At 68.1% G+C, this 15,275-nt stretch carries 15 protein-coding genes, 4 tRNA genes and 1 pseudogene; 12 read left to right on the top strand and 8 right to left on the bottom strand.

What is annotated here, in order from left to right; genetic code table 11:
• Positions 1-39 precede the first annotated feature (39 nt).
• Positions 40-1,254, bottom strand: a complete 1,215-nt coding sequence (locus AC1VNH_RS01945; RefSeq protein ID WP_483109644.1) for a cupin domain-containing protein — start codon at positions 1,252-1,254, stop codon at positions 40-42.
• 153 nt (positions 1,255-1,407) lie between these two features.
• On the opposite strand from AC1VNH_RS01945, the pseudogene AC1VNH_RS01940 reads away from it, so the two are divergent.
• The 3 genes and pseudogenes from AC1VNH_RS01940 to AC1VNH_RS01930 all read left to right on the top strand — a co-directional run.
• Positions 1,408-1,758, top strand: a pseudogene (locus tag AC1VNH_RS01940) (alpha/beta fold hydrolase); the annotation flags it as partial.
• Positions 1,759-1,919: 161 nt separating this feature from the next.
• Positions 1,920-2,207, top strand: coding sequence for an alpha/beta fold hydrolase (locus tag AC1VNH_RS01935; RefSeq protein WP_483109643.1), 288 nt, complete (start codon positions 1,920-1,922; stop codon positions 2,205-2,207).
• 365 nt (positions 2,208-2,572) lie between these two features.
• Positions 2,573-3,049, top strand: coding sequence for a hypothetical protein (locus tag AC1VNH_RS01930; protein WP_483109642.1), 477 nt, complete (start codon positions 2,573-2,575; stop codon positions 3,047-3,049).
• A gap of 82 nt (positions 3,050-3,131) precedes the next feature.
• Here AC1VNH_RS01930 and AC1VNH_RS01925 read toward each other — a convergent pair.
• From AC1VNH_RS01925 to AC1VNH_RS01915, 3 genes are all read right to left on the bottom strand, one after another.
• Positions 3,132-3,203: transfer RNA gene (locus AC1VNH_RS01925), tRNA-Val, on the bottom strand.
• Between the two features lie 26 nt (positions 3,204-3,229).
• Positions 3,230-3,300: transfer RNA gene (locus AC1VNH_RS01920), tRNA-Cys, on the bottom strand.
• 55 nt (positions 3,301-3,355) lie between these two features.
• Positions 3,356-3,428 (bottom strand) — tRNA-Gly (locus AC1VNH_RS01915).
• A 148-nt stretch (positions 3,429-3,576) separates the two neighbouring features.
• Here AC1VNH_RS01915 and AC1VNH_RS01910 point away from each other — a divergent pair.
• Both AC1VNH_RS01910 and AC1VNH_RS01905 read left to right on the top strand, forming a co-directional pair.
• Positions 3,577-3,652, top strand: a tRNA-Val gene (locus tag AC1VNH_RS01910).
• Between the two features lie 392 nt (positions 3,653-4,044).
• Positions 4,045-4,707 carry a pentapeptide repeat-containing protein gene (locus AC1VNH_RS01905; protein ID WP_483109641.1) on the top strand — a complete coding sequence of 221 codons (663 nt, stop codon included), beginning with the start codon at positions 4,045-4,047 and terminating at the stop codon, positions 4,705-4,707.
• A 3-nt stretch (positions 4,708-4,710) separates the two neighbouring features.
• Here the strand turns inward: AC1VNH_RS01905 and AC1VNH_RS01900 are convergent, their stop codons facing one another.
• From AC1VNH_RS01900 to zapE, 3 genes are all read right to left on the bottom strand, one after another.
• Positions 4,711-5,172: a type II toxin-antitoxin system PemK/MazF family toxin gene (locus tag AC1VNH_RS01900; protein WP_483109640.1), complete on the bottom strand. Its 462-nt coding sequence runs from the start codon at positions 5,170-5,172 to the stop codon at positions 4,711-4,713.
• Between the two features lie 95 nt (positions 5,173-5,267).
• Entirely contained in the window at positions 5,268-6,494 is a 1,227-nt protein-coding gene (locus tag AC1VNH_RS01895; RefSeq protein WP_483109639.1) for an ammonium transporter, read from the bottom strand.
• 193 nt (positions 6,495-6,687) lie between these two features.
• Positions 6,688-7,722 carry a cell division protein ZapE gene (gene zapE / locus AC1VNH_RS01890; RefSeq protein ID WP_483109638.1) on the bottom strand — a complete coding sequence of 345 codons (1,035 nt, stop codon included), beginning with the start codon at positions 7,720-7,722 and terminating at the stop codon, positions 6,688-6,690.
• A 122-nt stretch (positions 7,723-7,844) separates the two neighbouring features.
• On the opposite strand from zapE, the gene AC1VNH_RS01885 reads away from it, so the two are divergent.
• The 4 genes from AC1VNH_RS01885 (at position 7,845) to AC1VNH_RS01870 (ending at position 11,002) form a co-directional block, all read left to right on the top strand.
• Positions 7,845-8,747, top strand: coding sequence for a sulfurtransferase (locus tag AC1VNH_RS01885; RefSeq protein ID WP_483109637.1), 903 nt, complete (start codon positions 7,845-7,847; stop codon positions 8,745-8,747).
• A 91-nt stretch (positions 8,748-8,838) separates the two neighbouring features.
• A complete protein-coding gene (locus AC1VNH_RS01880; protein WP_483109636.1) occupies positions 8,839-9,810 on the top strand; it encodes an IS481 family transposase in 972 nt (323 codons plus the stop codon).
• Between the two features lie 38 nt (positions 9,811-9,848).
• Positions 9,849-10,289 (top strand): SufE family protein, encoded by a 441-nt coding sequence (locus AC1VNH_RS01875; RefSeq protein WP_483109635.1) that lies wholly within the window; start codon positions 9,849-9,851, stop codon positions 10,287-10,289.
• Between the two features lie 2 nt (positions 10,290-10,291).
• Positions 10,292-11,002, top strand: coding sequence for a dihydrofolate reductase family protein (locus AC1VNH_RS01870; RefSeq protein ID WP_483112672.1), 711 nt, complete (start codon positions 10,292-10,294; stop codon positions 11,000-11,002).
• On the opposite strand, the gene AC1VNH_RS01865 is transcribed toward AC1VNH_RS01870, so the two are convergent.
• Positions 10,971-12,194 (bottom strand): alpha/beta hydrolase family protein, encoded by a 1,224-nt coding sequence (locus AC1VNH_RS01865; protein ID WP_483109634.1) that lies wholly within the window; start codon positions 12,192-12,194, stop codon positions 10,971-10,973. The genes AC1VNH_RS01870 and AC1VNH_RS01865 overlap by 32 nt on opposite strands.
• Positions 12,195-12,219: 25 nt before the next feature.
• Between AC1VNH_RS01865 and AC1VNH_RS01860 the strand changes: the two genes are divergently transcribed.
• The 3 genes from AC1VNH_RS01860 to AC1VNH_RS01850 all read left to right on the top strand — a co-directional run bounded on the left by AC1VNH_RS01860 (position 12,220) and on the right by AC1VNH_RS01850 (position 15,275).
• Positions 12,220-12,807: a DUF3000 domain-containing protein gene (locus tag AC1VNH_RS01860; protein WP_483109633.1), complete on the top strand. Its 588-nt coding sequence runs from the start codon at positions 12,220-12,222 to the stop codon at positions 12,805-12,807.
• The gene (locus AC1VNH_RS01855) at positions 12,800-13,996 is read left to right on the top strand and encodes a ribonuclease D (RefSeq protein WP_483109632.1); all 1,197 of its coding nucleotides are present in this window, start codon (positions 12,800-12,802) and stop codon (positions 13,994-13,996) included. The genes AC1VNH_RS01860 and AC1VNH_RS01855 overlap by 8 nt, the downstream gene beginning before the upstream one ends.
• A gap of 73 nt (positions 13,997-14,069) precedes the next feature.
• Complete coding sequence (locus AC1VNH_RS01850; RefSeq protein ID WP_483109631.1) at positions 14,070-15,275, top strand: thiolase family protein; 1,206 nt, start codon at positions 14,070-14,072, stop codon at positions 15,273-15,275.

Genomic DNA, 15,275 nt, shown 5'->3' with positions numbered 1-15,275 from the left:
CCTCGCCGCAGGCGGCCCGGTCCCGGCCCACGCATCCGCTCATCCGCGCAGAGGCGTGATGCCCTGTGCCGTCCGAGGGAAGGTGGCGAGCACGGCGGGATCGATGTTGAGGTGGGCGGACACGAGCTGGGGCGGCACGTGCGCCAGCCAGTTGGCGAGGCTGATCTCCTCGTACCTGTCGGTACGGAACACCTCCAGAAACTGCAGGACGTCGTCGCCGGTGTTCTCGATGTAGTGACCGTAGTTCTTCTTCACCACGCCGACATCACCCGGACGGAAGTCCGTGGTGTTGGCGTGCGGGCCGGTGTTGAAGACCGTCATGCGGGCGGAGCCGCGCAGGTAGTACTGCCACTCGTCCGCGTTGGGATGCCAGTGCAACTCGCGCATCGAGCCCGGCTCGACCGTCACAAGAGCCGCCGCAACGGTGTTCGAGTACGCGTAGTTGGTGGAGTCGGCGACCTGAACGCTGCCTCCCGAGTTCTGATACCGCGGCTGGGAGCGCGACAGCCGGAAGATGACCGGCTCCATCCCCCACTCGACGCCCGCGGCGGCCTGATCGACCTCCAGGGCGGGCGGTTCGTCGCCCGGGAAGATCCAGAGGTTGTGCAGCGGGATGTCGGAGAACACCTCCTGCGCGACCCCGAAGTTCTTCGCCAGTACCTCCGGCGGCGTGTGCGCGAACCAGTCCGTCAGCAGCAGCGTGTTCGACTCCGACTGCTGTCCGTCGTCGAAAGCGAGCACGAACTCCGCGCCGTCCGGGCCGAGTCCCTGCAACGAATGCGGAGTGCCAGCGGGGAAGAACCACAGGTCCCCCTCCTCCACGTCCTCGACCGCCGGCAGCCCCGAACGACTCAGCGTCGTCACACGAGCCTTGCCGCACGTCATGACGGCCCATTCCGCCGTCTGATGCCAGTGCAGCTCGCGGATCCCACCCGGTTCGAGGTACATGTTGACGCCGGCGATCTCGTCCGAGATGTGGAAGTCGCTGCTGGTGAGCTCGCGCGCCCATCCCCCGCGCTGCACGCGACGCGGCGAGATGTTGAACGAGGACCAGAAGAACGGCTGCGTCGAGATGTCGGTGGCCGGGGCGTCGATCTGGTTCGGGAACTGCGATGCGATGGCGGGGTTCTGCGGGCCCGTCATCACGGTGCTCTGCGGCCGGTCGACCGTGTTGATCTCGCCTTCCGGCGGAAGGTCGGGGTTGCCGAACGTCGCCGCCTCGTGGTGCGGCACTGTGCGCTCCGGGGTGTCCATGATGGTGCTCCTTCGTCCCGTGAAGTGGTTGCCGGTGAGTCTCGTCGAGCCGCGCCGTGCCGTGGCACCGCGGCGTGACGAAGGCGGCTTCGACGCGCGTCGAGGCTCGGACGCGCCTCGTCAGGGAGCGGGGCTGCTTCCGACTCAGAGCGGATGCGAGTCACCGGCGCCGCTTATAGGTTCGGGCCGTACTCGCCCCTCCGTCGGGCGCCCCGCGAGCGAGCACAGGAACCTGAGGAGAATCCACCCATGTCCGATATCACCGTCGTCCTCGTCCACGGCGCCTTCGCCGAGTCGTCGAGCTGGAACGGCGTCCTGGCCCTGCTGCAGGATGCGGGCATCGACGCGATCGCCACACCGAACGCCCTGCGCAGTGTCACCACGGACGCCGAGAACGTGCGTCACCTCGTGGACTCGCTGCCCGGCGACGTCCTGCTGGTGGGCCATTCGTACGGCGGTGCGGTCATCACTGAGGCCGGCGCAGGAAACGGCAAGGTCAAGGGTCTCGTGTACGTCGCGGCCTTCGCACCCGACCACGGCGAGAATGCTCTCGACCTCACCGGTCAGTTCCCGGGCAGCACCCTGGGCGAGCGTGTGCGCTCGGCGACGGCACGAACGATCTCGTCGTCGACCGCGCACTGTTCCCCGACCAGTTCGCCGCGGACGTGCCGCTCGAGGTCGCGAAACTCTCCGCCCTCACGCAGCGTCCTATCCGCGACTATGCGCTCGGCGAAGGTCTGCCCGCCGAGACGCCGGCCTGGAAGACGCTCCCGTCGTGGTTCGTCTACGGCACGGGTGACAAGAACATCCCCGAGGCGGGGCTCGCGTTCATGGCGTCGCGTGCGGGGTCGCGCGGCACCCGCGTCATCGACGGCGCCTCGCACTCGGTGATGGTCTCCAACCCCGGCGCCGTCGCCGAGCTGAGCAAGACCGCGCTCGCCGAGCTCGCCTGACTCTCGAGCCCGTCCGGCGCCCGGCATGCCGCCGCGCCGGGCCGGCTCGCCGCATCCGGCGCGCGGGGCGCGGGGCGCTCGCGATGTCGGCACGGCCCACCCGGACGGTTGTATCGCTCGCGTCCGACGAGGGTCGACGTGCGCAATGGCGTCGTGAAGAACGTCTCAAGGGCTTGCGCACTCAGCATGGAGATCGAACCGGCGACGTATGCTCTCCTCGTCCTCTCCAACTGCGGGGGATCGGGCGGGCCGCGTCGTCAGGCGCGGATGCCGTCGCGGACGGTCGGCGAGGGTTGCGGACAATGATCGAGTCGAGACGGCGTGTGTGGCCCTGGACGATACCGGCCGGCGTCGGTGGATGGCTGATGACAGCCGCGCTGCTCCCCGCGACGATCACCGCGTGCGGCTGGGACGTGATCGACTCCGGGGTGGTCAGCGCTCGCGTCTGGGTCAACAGCTCAATCGTCCTCGCGGGCTCTACGGCGCTGGCAGCAGGCTGGATCGCGACGTACTCGATATGGGCGCGCCGGCGCGCACACCCCGTGTGGGCACATGTGCTGCTCTGCATCGGCTTCGGCGCGACCGCGTGGGGTCTGCCGTACTTCGGGCTCGCCTACACGATCAGTGACCATTGGTCCGAGGGGAAGCCGCTGGAAGGAATCGACCCTCTGGGCTCAGGATCCTGCAGTCTCGATCTCAATCCCGCGGGAGCTGCCATGGTAACCGGGGGCTTCGCAGCCATCGCGGTGTGGCTCGCCTGGTTGTGTGTGACGCGGCCGAGCGAGCGCCGGCGGGCTCGGCCGGTGACTGGTGGCGATAGGGGGCGCCCGCAGAGAGCGTGACGCGATGCGCCTGCGTGAGAAGCGAGCACGTACGGCCCACCCCAGAAACGAGAAAACCCCCGGGTGACCGGGGGTTCTTCGGTGCGCGATACTGGGATCGAACCAGTGACCTCTTCCGTGTCAGGGAAGCGCGCTACCGCTGCGCCAATCGCGCCTGTACAGGCTGTTCAGTTATGGGCGAGGTGGCGACGGGATTCGAACCCGTGTAAACGGCTTTGCAGGCCGGTGCCTAGCCGCTCGGCCACGCCACCGTGTGTGGTTCGACCCACGTGACGTGATCTCCCCGGAGGGAGATCCCCGCACTCGAGCGGATGACGAGACTCGAACTCGCGACCCTCACCTTGGCAAGGTGATGCGCTACCAACTGCGCTACATCCGCATTTCGTTCCCGATCTCTCGGGCACTTGGAAAACATTATCCCAACTCCGACGCTTCGCAAAACCGAGACGGGCCCGCGCGTGTCTCGCCGTCTGGTCAACGGAGCCCGTCCGCATCCGGTATGCTCGATTCTCGGCCCCACGGGTCACGGGCGATTGGCGCAGTTGGTAGCGCGCTTCCTTCACACGGAAGAGGTCATCAGTTCGAGTCTGGTATCGCCCACCATCGAAACCCCCGGTTCAGCCGGGGGTTTCGCGTTTCCTGTCGCGCCCCGCGTTTCTGTCACGGAGTCCTTCGCCGAAGTACCCGGTAGCCGGTATATGCAGCGACGAGCGCCCACAGAACCCAAAGGATCCACACGCCCGCCACGCCCACGATCGGCCCACTGGTGCAGTAACTCGCGTCGGGATCGGTACCCGAGTCGTAGCACGCTCCGTGGGTGGAGCTCGTAATGAGGACGACGACCGCGGCGGCGACGAGGACGGACGCCGCCCAGGCCAATCCGCGGACAGCCCACCTCCGTGTTCGCCGGATGCTCGCGCTCATGGCCCCGAGGCTACAGGCGAGCAGGTGCGGAGCGACAACTCGCTCCACGAGAGCGGCCGGGACGGGCCAGGATGGACGCATGGCGCCGCTCCCGAAGCCCTCAGCTGAACCTCCTGCACCTCGACGACCTCGCCGACGGCAGCCGCACCCAGCTGCGCGCCGAGGCAACGCTGACCGGCATGAGCCTGGCCGTCGAGAGCCACTCCCCCGTTGATCTCACCGACGCCCGGCTCGACGGCGTCCGCTTCGACCGATTCGTCGCCCCTGCGCTGCGCCTCCGTGGCGCGGGTCTGCTCGAGGTCGCGCTCGACGCGCTCGATGTCCCCGTGATGGATGCTGCTCGCACAGACTGGTCTGACGCGCGCTTGAGCGGCCGCGTCGGGGCTCTCACCGCGTACGACAGCTCGCTGCGCAGCATCCACTTCATCGGATGCCGCCTGGGCTTCGTCAACCTGCGCGGCTCGGAGCTGCTCGACGTCCAGTTCACGGACTGCTCGATCGACGAACTCGATCTGGGGGAAGCACGATGCCGCCGAATGCGGTTCACGGACACGAGGATCGCCTCCCTCGAGGTGCCTCGCGCAATCCTCGTGGATGTCGATCTCAGAGGGGCAGAACTCTCAGCCGTCTCCGGCGTCGGCCAACTGTCCGGTGCCACGATCACCCACGAGCAGGCTCTCCAGCTGGCACCGCTTCTCGCGGCGCACGTCGGTCTGTCGATTGCCGACGACTGACACTCATCGCCACCCGAAGCGCGCGCGCAGAGCATCGACGACGCGAGTGAAGCGCGCCGCGTCGAGCGTCGCCCCCTCGCGGCGCAGCCCCGCGTGGGAGACGCTGTAGAGTTGATCGATGTCGGCCCACGACGGCCGACGCTGCGGGTCCCATGCACCCACCCCCAGAGGAACGTAGGCATCGACCCCCGGGTGCGCACGACTGGTGAGTTTGACCGCGTAGACACGGTCGCGGCTCTGACGAGCCACGACGAGCACCGGGCGGTCTTTCCCGCGGCCGTCACGTTCGGCGTACGGCACCCACGTCCAGACGATCTCCCCCGCATCCGGAATCCCATCGGGACGCGGCGCGTACGCGAGTCTCAGCCGACCGACCGAACGGGGGTCCACCTCGTACGTCTGCGACGACGGCGCGGGGCGCACCAGGCGCAGGACACCGCGACCGAGGCGGGAGAGCAGACCCATCGCGCCAGCCTATCCAGCCCGACGGATGCTGCACGCACCGAAAGGAGAGGGCGCCGCGGTGACCCGCGACGCCCTCTCCTGCTGGAAACGATGTGTCAGGACTGCTCGGCGAGCGAGTAGCCCTCCTCGCCGTGAACCGTGGAGTCCACGCCGGCGAGCTCGTCCTCGTTCTTGATGCGGAAGCCGATGGTCTTCTCGATCGCGAAGCCGATGATCCAGGCGACGACGAAGGAGTACACCAGCACGCCCACAGCGGCGATGACCTGCAGCACGAGCTGCTCGTAGTTGCCGCCGACGAACAGGCCCGTGTCGGTCGCGAAGAAGCCGAGGTAGATCGTTCCGATCAGACCGCCGACGAGGTGGATGCCGACCACATCGAGCGAGTCGTCGTAGCCGAGCTTCCACTTCAGCTCGATCGCAAGGGCGCAGACGGCACCGGTGACGACACCGAGCAGCAGAGCCCAACCCGGCGTCAGCGCGGCGCACGAGGGGGTGATGGCAACGAGACCGGCGACGGCACCCGAGGCGGCACCCACCGAGGTGGCCTTGCCGTCCTTGAGCTTCTCGACGACGAGCCAGCCGATGATGGCCGCAGCCGTGGCGCCGAGGGTGTTGATGATGATCAGGCCGACCGAGGAGTCCTCGGTGCCGAGCAGACCGAAGGTGCCCTCAGCGCCGGCGTTGAAGCCGAACCAGCCGAACCACAGGATCGCTGCACCGAGCATGACGAGCGGCACGTTGTGCGGCTTCGTGATGCCCTTCTGGAAGCCGATGCGCTTGCCGAGGACGAGCGCCAGCGCGAGCGCTGCGGCACCGGCGTTGATGTGCACGGCAGTACCACCGGCGTAGTCGATGACCGAGGTCGTGAAGCCGAAGGTCTCACCCAGCTTCATGATCCAGCCGCCACCCCAGACCCAGGCGGCGACGGGGAAGTAGACGACCGTGGCCCAGACGCCGGCGAAGATCATCCAGGCGCCGAACTTGGCGCGGTCGGCGATCGCACCGGAGATCAGCGCAACGGTGATGATCGCGAACGTCGCACCGTACGTGGCGCCGACGAGACCGTTGTCGTCCAGCCCGCCCAGACCGAAGTCGGAGAACGGGTTACCGGCGAAGGCCCACGCGCTGTCGACCGCGCTCATGTTGAACCCGTAGAGGATCCACAGAACGCTGACCAGGCCCAGCGCGCCGAAGCTCATCATCATCATGCTGACGACGCTCTTGGCCTTGACGAGTCCTCCGTAGAAGAACGCGACGCCCGGCGTCATGAAGAGCACAAGTGCCGTCGCAGCGACGGACCAGGCGAGATTTCCGCTATCCATGAAATTCCTCATCCATGTCGTGTTACTCGAGGTATCCCAGGGCCGCAGATCGGGTCGCAGCTCCTCAGGACGTCCACAGTTTGTCGAGAAGGAGTTCCAGTGGTGCGCGAATGGTGTTTCGGCCTTGTTACAGCGAGCCCGCCACGGTAAACAACAGGTTTCCCCACACCGGGAACCCACCAGGGATCACGGCTCAGGAGTGGGTGAGCGCGATCAGACGTGAGATAGCGCGGAGGTACTTCTTGCGATAGCCGCCCGCGAGCATCTCGTCGCCGAACACCTGGTCCAGAGCCACGCCGGTGGCCCGCATCGGAATCTGGGCATCGTAGGCGCGGTCGACGAAGGCGACGAAGCGCAGGGCCGCCGACTGGTCGGTCAGCTGCTGCACGTCGCGCAGCCCGATGGTCGTCACTCCCTCGATGAGGCGGATGTAGCGCGAGGGGTGGACTTTCGCCAGATGGGCGATGAGCGTCGAGAAATCGTCATCGGAGACGACGCCGGATGCGGCGGCCTCGGCGAGTGCACTCTCGTATGCTCCCGCATCCAGAACGACCGCGTGACCGTCGACCGCTCGCTGGCGGTAGTCGACACCGTCGATCCGCAGCGTCTCGAACGAGGCCGACATCGCCTGGATCTCGCGCAGGAAGTCCTGCGCGGCGAAGCGCCCCTCGCCCAGTGCATTCGGCGGCGTGTTGGAGGTGGCGGCGAGCTTGGTGCCGGATGCGACGAGCTCGCCGAGCAATCGCGTCATCACCATCGTGTCGCCCGGATCATCCAGCTCGAACTCGTCGATGCACAACAGGTCGGAACCTCGGAACAGTTCTACGGTCTGCTGGTACCCGAGTGCGCCGACGAGGGCCGTGTACTCGATGAACGAGCCGAAGTACTTCCGGCGCGCGGGCATCGCGTGGTAGATCGATGCGAGGAGGTGGGTCTTGCCGACGCCGAAGCCGCCGTCGAGGTACACGCCGGGCTTGCGCTCGGGCGCGCGGGGGGCACGGCGGAAGAAGCCGCGCCTCGGCGCCTCGACCGCCGCTCCGGCGAACTCGCGGAGGGTCTGCTTGGCCTCGGCCTGTGAGGGGAAGGCATCGTCCGCACGGTAGGTGTCGAAGCTCGCGTCGGCGAACTGCGGCGGCGGCACGAGGGAAGCGACCATGTCCGCACCGGTCACCTGCGGAGACCGCTCGGCGAGGTGCACGAATGCGTTCTGTTGAGCAGGCGAAGTCATGCGGGATCCTGTGTCACACGGTTACGGGGCGGATGCGGACGCGGCGACTCGAACCTAGGCTCGATCAGGCGACTTCCCCACTTTACGTGCTCGGTCGCGTCCCGACTGAACAGGAGAATCCCGTGCCCGTCGACCTCGATTCCACCTCCGAGAAGTTCGCCGCCTACGCGCACCCCGAACGACTCGTCACCACCCAGTGGTTGCAGGAGCGCCTCGGCACTCCCGGACTCGTCGTCGTCGAGTCGGACGAGGACGTCCTCCTGTACGAGACGGGCCATATCCCCGGCGCGGTGAAGATTGACTGGCACACCGAGTTGAACGACCCCGTCGTACGCGACTACGTCGACGGCGCCGGATTCGCCGACCTCCTCAGCCGCAAGGGCATTTCGCGCGAGGACACCGTCGTCATCTACGGCGACAAGAACAACTGGTGGGCCGCCTATGCCCTGTGGGTGTTCTCGCTGTTCGGCCACGAGGACGTCCGACTGCTGGACGGGGGCCGTGACCGGTGGATCGCAGAGGGGCGAGAGACTACCACCGAACCCGCGAACCGCGCGCGCACCGACTACCCCGTCATCGAGCGCGATGACAGCGTGCTGCGCGCGTACAAGGAGGACGTCCTCGCGCATCTGGGTCACCCGTTGATCGACGTACGGTCCCCCGAGGAGTACTCGGGCGAGCGCACGAGCGCCCCCGCATACCCCGAAGAAGGCGCGCTGCGTGCCGGCCACATCCCGTCGGCGCAGAGCGTGCCGTGGGCGCGCGCGGTAGCCGAGGACGGAACCTTCAAGTCGCGCGCCGACCTGGACTCCATCTATCGCGATGAGGCCGGACTCACCGACGGCGAGCCGGTCGTCGCGTACTGCCGGATCGGTGAGCGCTCCAGCCACACCTGGTTCGTGCTGAAGCACCTGCTCGGCTTCGAGGACGTCCGCAACTACGACGGCTCGTGGACCGAATGGGGCAGCGCGGTGCGCGTTCCCATCGTGACCGGTTCCGAGCCGGGCGAGGTGCCCGGCCGCTAGGTGTACTCGGTCTGATCGTTGGTGACGCGGAGATAGGGAGAAGGCCTTCATCCTGAGTGGTGTCTAACGTCACTCGAAGGAAGGCCTTCTCTTGGTTCACCGTAACGCGCGATTGGCGGAAGCTGGTCGCCTGATCCTGGTTCAGCGGGTGTTGGCGGGGCGCCCGGTCTCGCATGTCGCCAAGGAACTCGGGGCGTCACGGCAGTGCGCGCATCGCTGGGTTACCCGGTTCCGTCTTCTCGGACGGGCGGGCTTGCGAGATCGCTCGTCCCGACACCGCACGCACCCCGCCACCACATCGCCGGCGGTGATCGCGCGGTTGCTCGAGCTGCGTCAGGCCGAACGGCTGGGCCGTGATGAATTGGCGCGCCTGGTTGGTGTCAGCCCCTCGACCGCATCTCGACTCATCGTCAGAGCGGGGCTACCCGCCCTGCACGAACTCGATCCGGTCACCGGGATCCGGATCCGCGCCTCGCGTCGCACACAGCTGCGTTACGAACGTGAGCAGCCAGGCGACCTGGTGCATATCGACGTGAAGAAGCTGGGCCGCATCCCCGCTGGCGGTGGCTGGCGACTCGATGGCCCGGACGTCATCGATCACCACAGCTCCCGACCACGACGGGTCGGGTTCGACTATGTCCATGTCGCCGTCGATGACCACTCGCGGCTCGCGTTCGCTCGGATCCTGCCCGACGAGAAGGGGCCCACCTGCGCCGCCTTCCTCGCTGAGGCAGCCGCGTTCTTCCTCGATCACGGCATCACCGTCCGCAGCGTGATGACCGACAACGCACTGAACTACCGACGCTCCCACGCCTTCCAGACCACACTGAACACCCTTGGCGCCACGCACATCCTCACCCGTCCGCACTCGCCTTGGCAGAACGGTAAGGCCGAACGCTTCAATCGGACCCTGCAGGAGAACTGGGCCTACCGGCATCCGTTCACCTCCAACGAAGATCGAGCCAGCGCGCTCGCGCCCTGGCTCGAGCACTACAACTACGCTCGACCCCACACCGCTTGCGCAGGCCAGGCACCCATCAGCCGAACGTCACCAACGAAGTGACCGAGTACAGCTAGGCGCTGCGTGCGAGAATGTCGCGGATGACCGACAGCGCCCTCCCCGAGAAGCTCGCCGAGATCCGCGAGGACTTCCTCGCCCTCGCCGAACCCGAACGCCTGCAGCTGCTCCTGGAGTTCTCGCAGGAGCTCCCGCCGATCCCGGCGGAGTATGAGGGGCACCCGGAGTTGTGCGAGCGGGTGGCGGAGTGCCAGTCCCCCGTGTACATCGTGGTCGATGTGGATGACGACGGCTTCGTCGCGATGCACGCCACCGCTCCGGCGGAGGCTCCGACCACCCGCGGTTTCGCGAGCATCCTGGCCCAGGGGCTGACCGGCCTCACCGTCGCAGATGCCCTCGCCGTTCCTGACGACTACCCGCAGAGCCTCGGCCTGACCCGCGCGGTCTCCCCCCTACGCATCGCGGGGATGACGGGCATGCTGCTGCGCGCGAAGCGCCAGATCCAGCGCAAGAGCGGCGCGTGAAGATGCACCTCACGCGCGTGATCCCCCGCCCGGTCGAGCGTATCGACGCCGGTGACGACGCCGGGCTCCGGTGGCTGCGGAGCGAGTACGAGCCGCATGCCGAGCGGTCGGTGCGGCTCAACATGATCACCTCGTTGACGGGTTCTGCGACGGGCGCGGACGGCACGAGCGACACGCTCTCGAGCCCCGTCGATCGACGCATCCTCGGGGTGATCCGCGGATGGAGCGATGTCGTGGTGGTGGGTGCGCAGAGCGTGCGCGCCGAGCGATACGTCGTGCCCAAGCGCACCCGGCTGGCGATCGTCACCCGGACGGGACGACTCGAAGGCCACCAGCTGGCGCCGGACGACGACACCGCTCGCGTGGTCCTCGTGTGCGCCGAGCGCGATGCCGACACCGTGAGAAGCAACAGCGAGGGTCTGGGGCTCGACGTCATCGCCGTTGCGGGCGACGAGCTCGAGCCCTCCCGCGTGCTCTCGGTCTTCGCGGATCGCGGGTGGCTGCGTGTCGTCTGCGAGGGCGGCCCCACGCTCGCCTCGCAGTTCGCTCGCGCGGGTGTGATCGATGAGTTCTGCGTCTCCGTCGCGCCCCAACTCGTGCCGGCGACCGCGCCGTTCATCCGTGTTCCCGACGGTCACACGCTGGCAGCGCCGCACGGCCTGCTCGTCGACGACTCGGGCTTCAGCTATCTGCGGGCTCGCCCGTCGGCGTGAGTCCCTGCGCACGCACCCAGTCGCGGATGCGGGCACTCCAGCGCTGCTCGTCGTAGTTCCACAGCTTCGTGTGGCGCGCCACCTCGAAGACCTCGAGCTCGACGAGGTCGGGGCGTGCCTGCCGCAGATCGTGAGAGGCGTCCGAGGGGACGAAGCCGTCGTCGTCGCTGTGCAGGATGAGGATCGGGTCCCGCAGCTCGCTCGCGCGAGCGACGACATTCAACCGATCGAAAGGGATCGGTGTCCCGGTGCGGGTGAATGCCGTGCCCCAGTCCGACTCGAGCGCCGAGATGGCGAGCTTCGTGACCGTGGGCGGAAGCTTCATGAGGCCCGCCTGGTAATCGAGCACGACGCGCCAGTCGATGACGGGCGAATCCAGAATGACACCGGCGATCATGTCCCGGTGCGCCGAGCTGAGCGCCAGCTGCAATGCGATCGCACCCCCCATCGACCACCCCATGAGCAGGATGCGGCGGGCACCGTTGCGCCGGGCGAAGCCGATCGCGGCATCGACGTCGCGCCACTCCGTGGCACCGAGCCCGTAGGTGCCCGTGCGGCTGCGCGGCGCCTCACCGTCGTTGCGATACGAGACCACCAGCGTGGTGATGCCCAGGCTGTTCATGAGCGGGACTGCCCGCAGGCACTCGGCGCGCGTCGTGCCCCGACCGTGGATCTGGATGCACCAGAGATCCGTCTCCTGCGCCGCCGGGAACAGCCACGCGGGGCACGGCCCGACAGCCGAACCGATCGGCTGCGAGCTGAAGGGCAGCTGCAGCTGATCGGGGCGGTCGAAGTACCAGCCGCTGAACGCGGCCTCGGCGGAGAGCCGCGCGTCCTGACCGACGTGCGTCAGCAACTTGCGCTTGACGCCCGCTTCGTTCTCGGCGAGGACGCTGCCGAGCTTGACGTAGTCCTCGGTGCCCCGCGTGAACAGACCGTAGCGCCCCGGCAGCTCGGTGTCGTCGTTGCGCTCGAGGGTGATCGTCTGCGACGCCGGATCGAGCGCGAGGATGCGGGTGTCGGCGCGACGTCCGGCGGGCGTCACGACCTGACGCGCGACCCGGATGGCCACGGCGCCGATCAGCGCGGAGCACAGTGCGGTCGCGGTCGCGAGAGCGACGGCTGCGCCACGGAAGAGGGCGAAGGCGGTGGGTGAGGCGCCATGGCGGGCGGCGCGCCTGGAGTCCAACATCGTGGCTTCACTCTAGTCTGTCGCCGTGCCCTCCGACCCAGCCGCACCCGCGTCTGCACTCGATGACGCCGTCGCGCGGATCCTCGAGGTGTCGTTTCGCGAGGACCTCGTCGTGCGTCAGATTCCCGCCCCGTCGGGAATCGCCCCCGCCTCGTTCGCGCTGGCAGGAGATGTGCGCCCCGAGCCGGGCGAACACGAGTCCGCCTTCGGCACGGGTCGCTTCCTGCTTCTGCACGACGCGAGCGAGCCCGAGCCCTGGGACTCGCCGTGGCGCATCGTGTGCTTCGCGCAAGCGCCTCTCGACGCCGAGATCGGCGCGGACCCGCTTGTCGCGGATGTCGCCTGGTCGTGGCTCGTCGACGCTCTGCAGACGCGCGGCGCCGGCTACCACGCCGCCTCCGGCACCGCCACGAAGACCCTCTCCAAGGGGTTCGGTTCGCTCGCGGCGGAGGGAGACGGCGCCCAGATCGAGCTGCGCGCGTCGTGGTCTCCGGAGGGCGAAATCGAACGGCACGTGGAAGCGTGGGCAGAATTGGTATGCATGCTCGCCGGGCTCCCACCCGGCTCGGAAGGGATCGCACAGATCCGGGGAAGGGGTTCATCCCGTGCCTGAGTACTCCGTCATCGCCGACGAAGCAGAGTTCACGTCGGCGATCGAGAGACTCGCCGAGGGTGAAGGTCCGTTCGCTGTCGACGTGGAACGCGCATCCGGCTTCCGCTACTCGCAACGCGCCTACCTGGTGCAGATCTATCGACGCGGGTCGGGTGTGTTCCTCATCGACCCGCCGGCCCTCTCCGACTTCTCCCCGCTGCAGGCCGTTCTCGGCACGGCGGACTGGGTGCTCCACGCCGCCAGCCAGGATTTTCCCTCGCTGCGTGAACTGGGACTGGAGCCGCCGCGCATCTTCGACACGGAACTCGCGTCACGGCTTCTCGGACACGCGCGCGTCGGGCTCGGGGCTGTCGTCGAGGACACGCTCGGGATCACGCTCGCCAAGGCGCACTCCGCGGCGGACTGGTCGACGCGTCCGCTCCCGCAGTCCTGGCTCGAGTACGCCGCACTGGATGTGCTGCATCTGATCGACGTGCGTGACGCGCTCGTGTCGGAGCTGGCAGAGCAGGGCAAGACGGAACTGGCCGAGGAGGAGTTCCAAGCCGTGCTCGACCGGCCGGTGAAGCCGCCGCGCACCGATCCGTGGCGGCGGTTGAGCGGGCTGCACACGCTCCGGGGGCGACGCAACCTCGCCGTGGCGCGCGCACTCTGGGAGGCACGCGAGGAACTCGCCGTCGCGCAGGATGTGTCACCGGGACGGCTCGTACCCGACCGCGCGCTCGTGGCGGCTGTCGCGGCCGCCCCCGAGAGCAAGCGCGCCCTCGCAGCCGTGAAGGAGTTCACCGGTCGCGCCAGCCGGTCCGAGCTCGATCGCTGGTGGGCAGCCATCGAGCAGGGGCGCGCGACGACGGATCTCCCCCTCGAGCGCGTCGGCAGCGACGCGCTGCCTCCGCCCCGCGCGTGGGTCGACCGCAACCCCGAGGCCGACGCCCGGTTGAAAGCCGCGCGCCCACTCGTCGAGGCGCGTGCCGAAGAGCTGACGATGCCGACGGAGAACCTGCTGACGCCCGAACTCCTGCGACGCGTGGCGTGGGAGCCGCCGACCCCGATCGACGCGGACACGGTGGGAGCGGCCCTGCTGGCGCTCGGCGCTCGCCACTGGCAAGTGCGAGAGACCGCACAGGTGATCGCCGATGCTTTTGTGGCTTCCGTGCAATCGGTCGAGAACGCGGCGGAGAACGCTTCGTAGGTTCGATCCAACCGGTTTTTTCCGGCCACGAGCCCCTCCTACGTTGGAGGAAACCCCGATCATTGGAGGCAGAGTGGCCGAGATTTCGGACGTCTTCTTCGTCGACGGCATGCGTACGCCCTTCGGGCGCGCCGGCGAGAAGGGCATGTACTGGAACACCCGCGCGGACGATCTGGTGGTCAAGACGATCATCGGCGTCATGGAGCGCAATCCGCAGGTCCCCGCGGACCGCATCGACGATGTCGCCATCGCCGCGACCAGCCAGACCGGCGACCAGGGCCTGACGCTCGGCCGCTCGGCGGCGATCCTGGCGGGCCTGCCGATGACGGTCCCCGGCTTCGCGATCGACCGCATGTGCGCCGGAGCGATGACGAGCGTCACCACGATGGCGGGCTCGATCGGCGTCGGCATGTACGACGTCGCTCTCGCCGGCGGCGTGGAGCACATGGGGCGTCACCCCATCGGGGCCAACGCGGACCCGAACCCGCGATTCGTCGCCGAGCGGATGGTGGACCCGGGGGCGCTGAACATGGGCGTGACCGCGGAGCGCATCTTCGATCGTTTCCCTCACTTGACGCGCGAGCGCAGCGATATGTTCGGCATGCTCAGCCAGCACAAGGCGCAGGCGGCGTACGAGAACGGCAAGTTCCAGCCCGACCTCGTTCCGGTCGCCATCAAGGACGGCGAAGGGGCGTGGGGTCTGGCGACAGAGGACGAAGGACGCCGCCCTGAGACGACGCTCGAGCAGCTGGCTACTCTGAAGACCCCTTTCCGCCCCCACGGCCGCGTGACGGCCGGCACGTCGTCGCCGCTCACCGACGGCGCGACGATGGGTCTACTTGCCGGCGGCGGCGCGGTGAAGGAGCTGGGTCTGCAGCCCAAGATGCGTCTCGTCTCCTTCGCCTTCGCCGGCGTGCAGCCCGAGATCATGGGCATCGGACCGATCCCGGCGACGGAGAAGGCACTGCGCAAGGCGGGGCTGACGATCGACGACATCGGCCTGTTCGAGCTGAACGAGGCGTTCGCGATCCAGGTCATCTCGCTGCTCGATCACTTCGGGATCGCCGACGACGACCCGCGTGTGAACCCCTGGGGCGGCGCCATCGCCCTCGGCCACCCGCTGGCCGCATCCGGTGTACGCCTGATGATCCAGCTCGCCGCGCAGTTCCGCGAACGGCCCGATGTCCGCTACGGGCTCACGGCGATGTGCGTGGGGCTGGGGCAGGGCGGCTCGGTCATCTGGGAGAACCCGTACTTCGACGGCAAGAAGCGGAAGTGA

Source organism: Microbacterium sp. KU4F (genome assembly GCF_056868075.1).
This window is presented reverse-complemented; position numbering and strand designations above follow the sequence as displayed.

Coding starts and splice junctions, on each gene's coding strand:
- AC1VNH_RS01945 (WP_483109644.1), bottom strand. CDS start 1,254: ATGGACACCCCGGAGCGCACAGTGCCGCACCACGAGGCGGCGACGTTC.
- AC1VNH_RS01930 (WP_483109642.1), top strand. CDS start 2,573: ATGACAGCCGCGCTGCTCCCCGCGACGATCACCGCGTGCGGCTGGGAC.
- AC1VNH_RS01905 (WP_483109641.1), top strand. CDS start 4,045: ATGGACGCATGGCGCCGCTCCCGAAGCCCTCAGCTGAACCTCCTGCAC.
- AC1VNH_RS01900 (WP_483109640.1), bottom strand. CDS start 5,172: ATGGGTCTGCTCTCCCGCCTCGGTCGCGGTGTCCTGCGCCTGGTGCGC.
- AC1VNH_RS01895 (WP_483109639.1), bottom strand. CDS start 6,494: ATGGATAGCGGAAATCTCGCCTGGTCCGTCGCTGCGACGGCACTTGTG.
- zapE (WP_483109638.1), bottom strand. CDS start 7,722: ATGACTTCGCCTGCTCAACAGAACGCATTCGTGCACCTCGCCGAGCGG.
- AC1VNH_RS01875 (WP_483109635.1), top strand. CDS start 9,849: ATGACCGACAGCGCCCTCCCCGAGAAGCTCGCCGAGATCCGCGAGGAC.
- AC1VNH_RS01870 (WP_483112672.1), top strand. CDS start 10,292: ATGCACCTCACGCGCGTGATCCCCCGCCCGGTCGAGCGTATCGACGCC.
- AC1VNH_RS01865 (WP_483109634.1), bottom strand. CDS start 12,194: ATGTTGGACTCCAGGCGCGCCGCCCGCCATGGCGCCTCACCCACCGCC.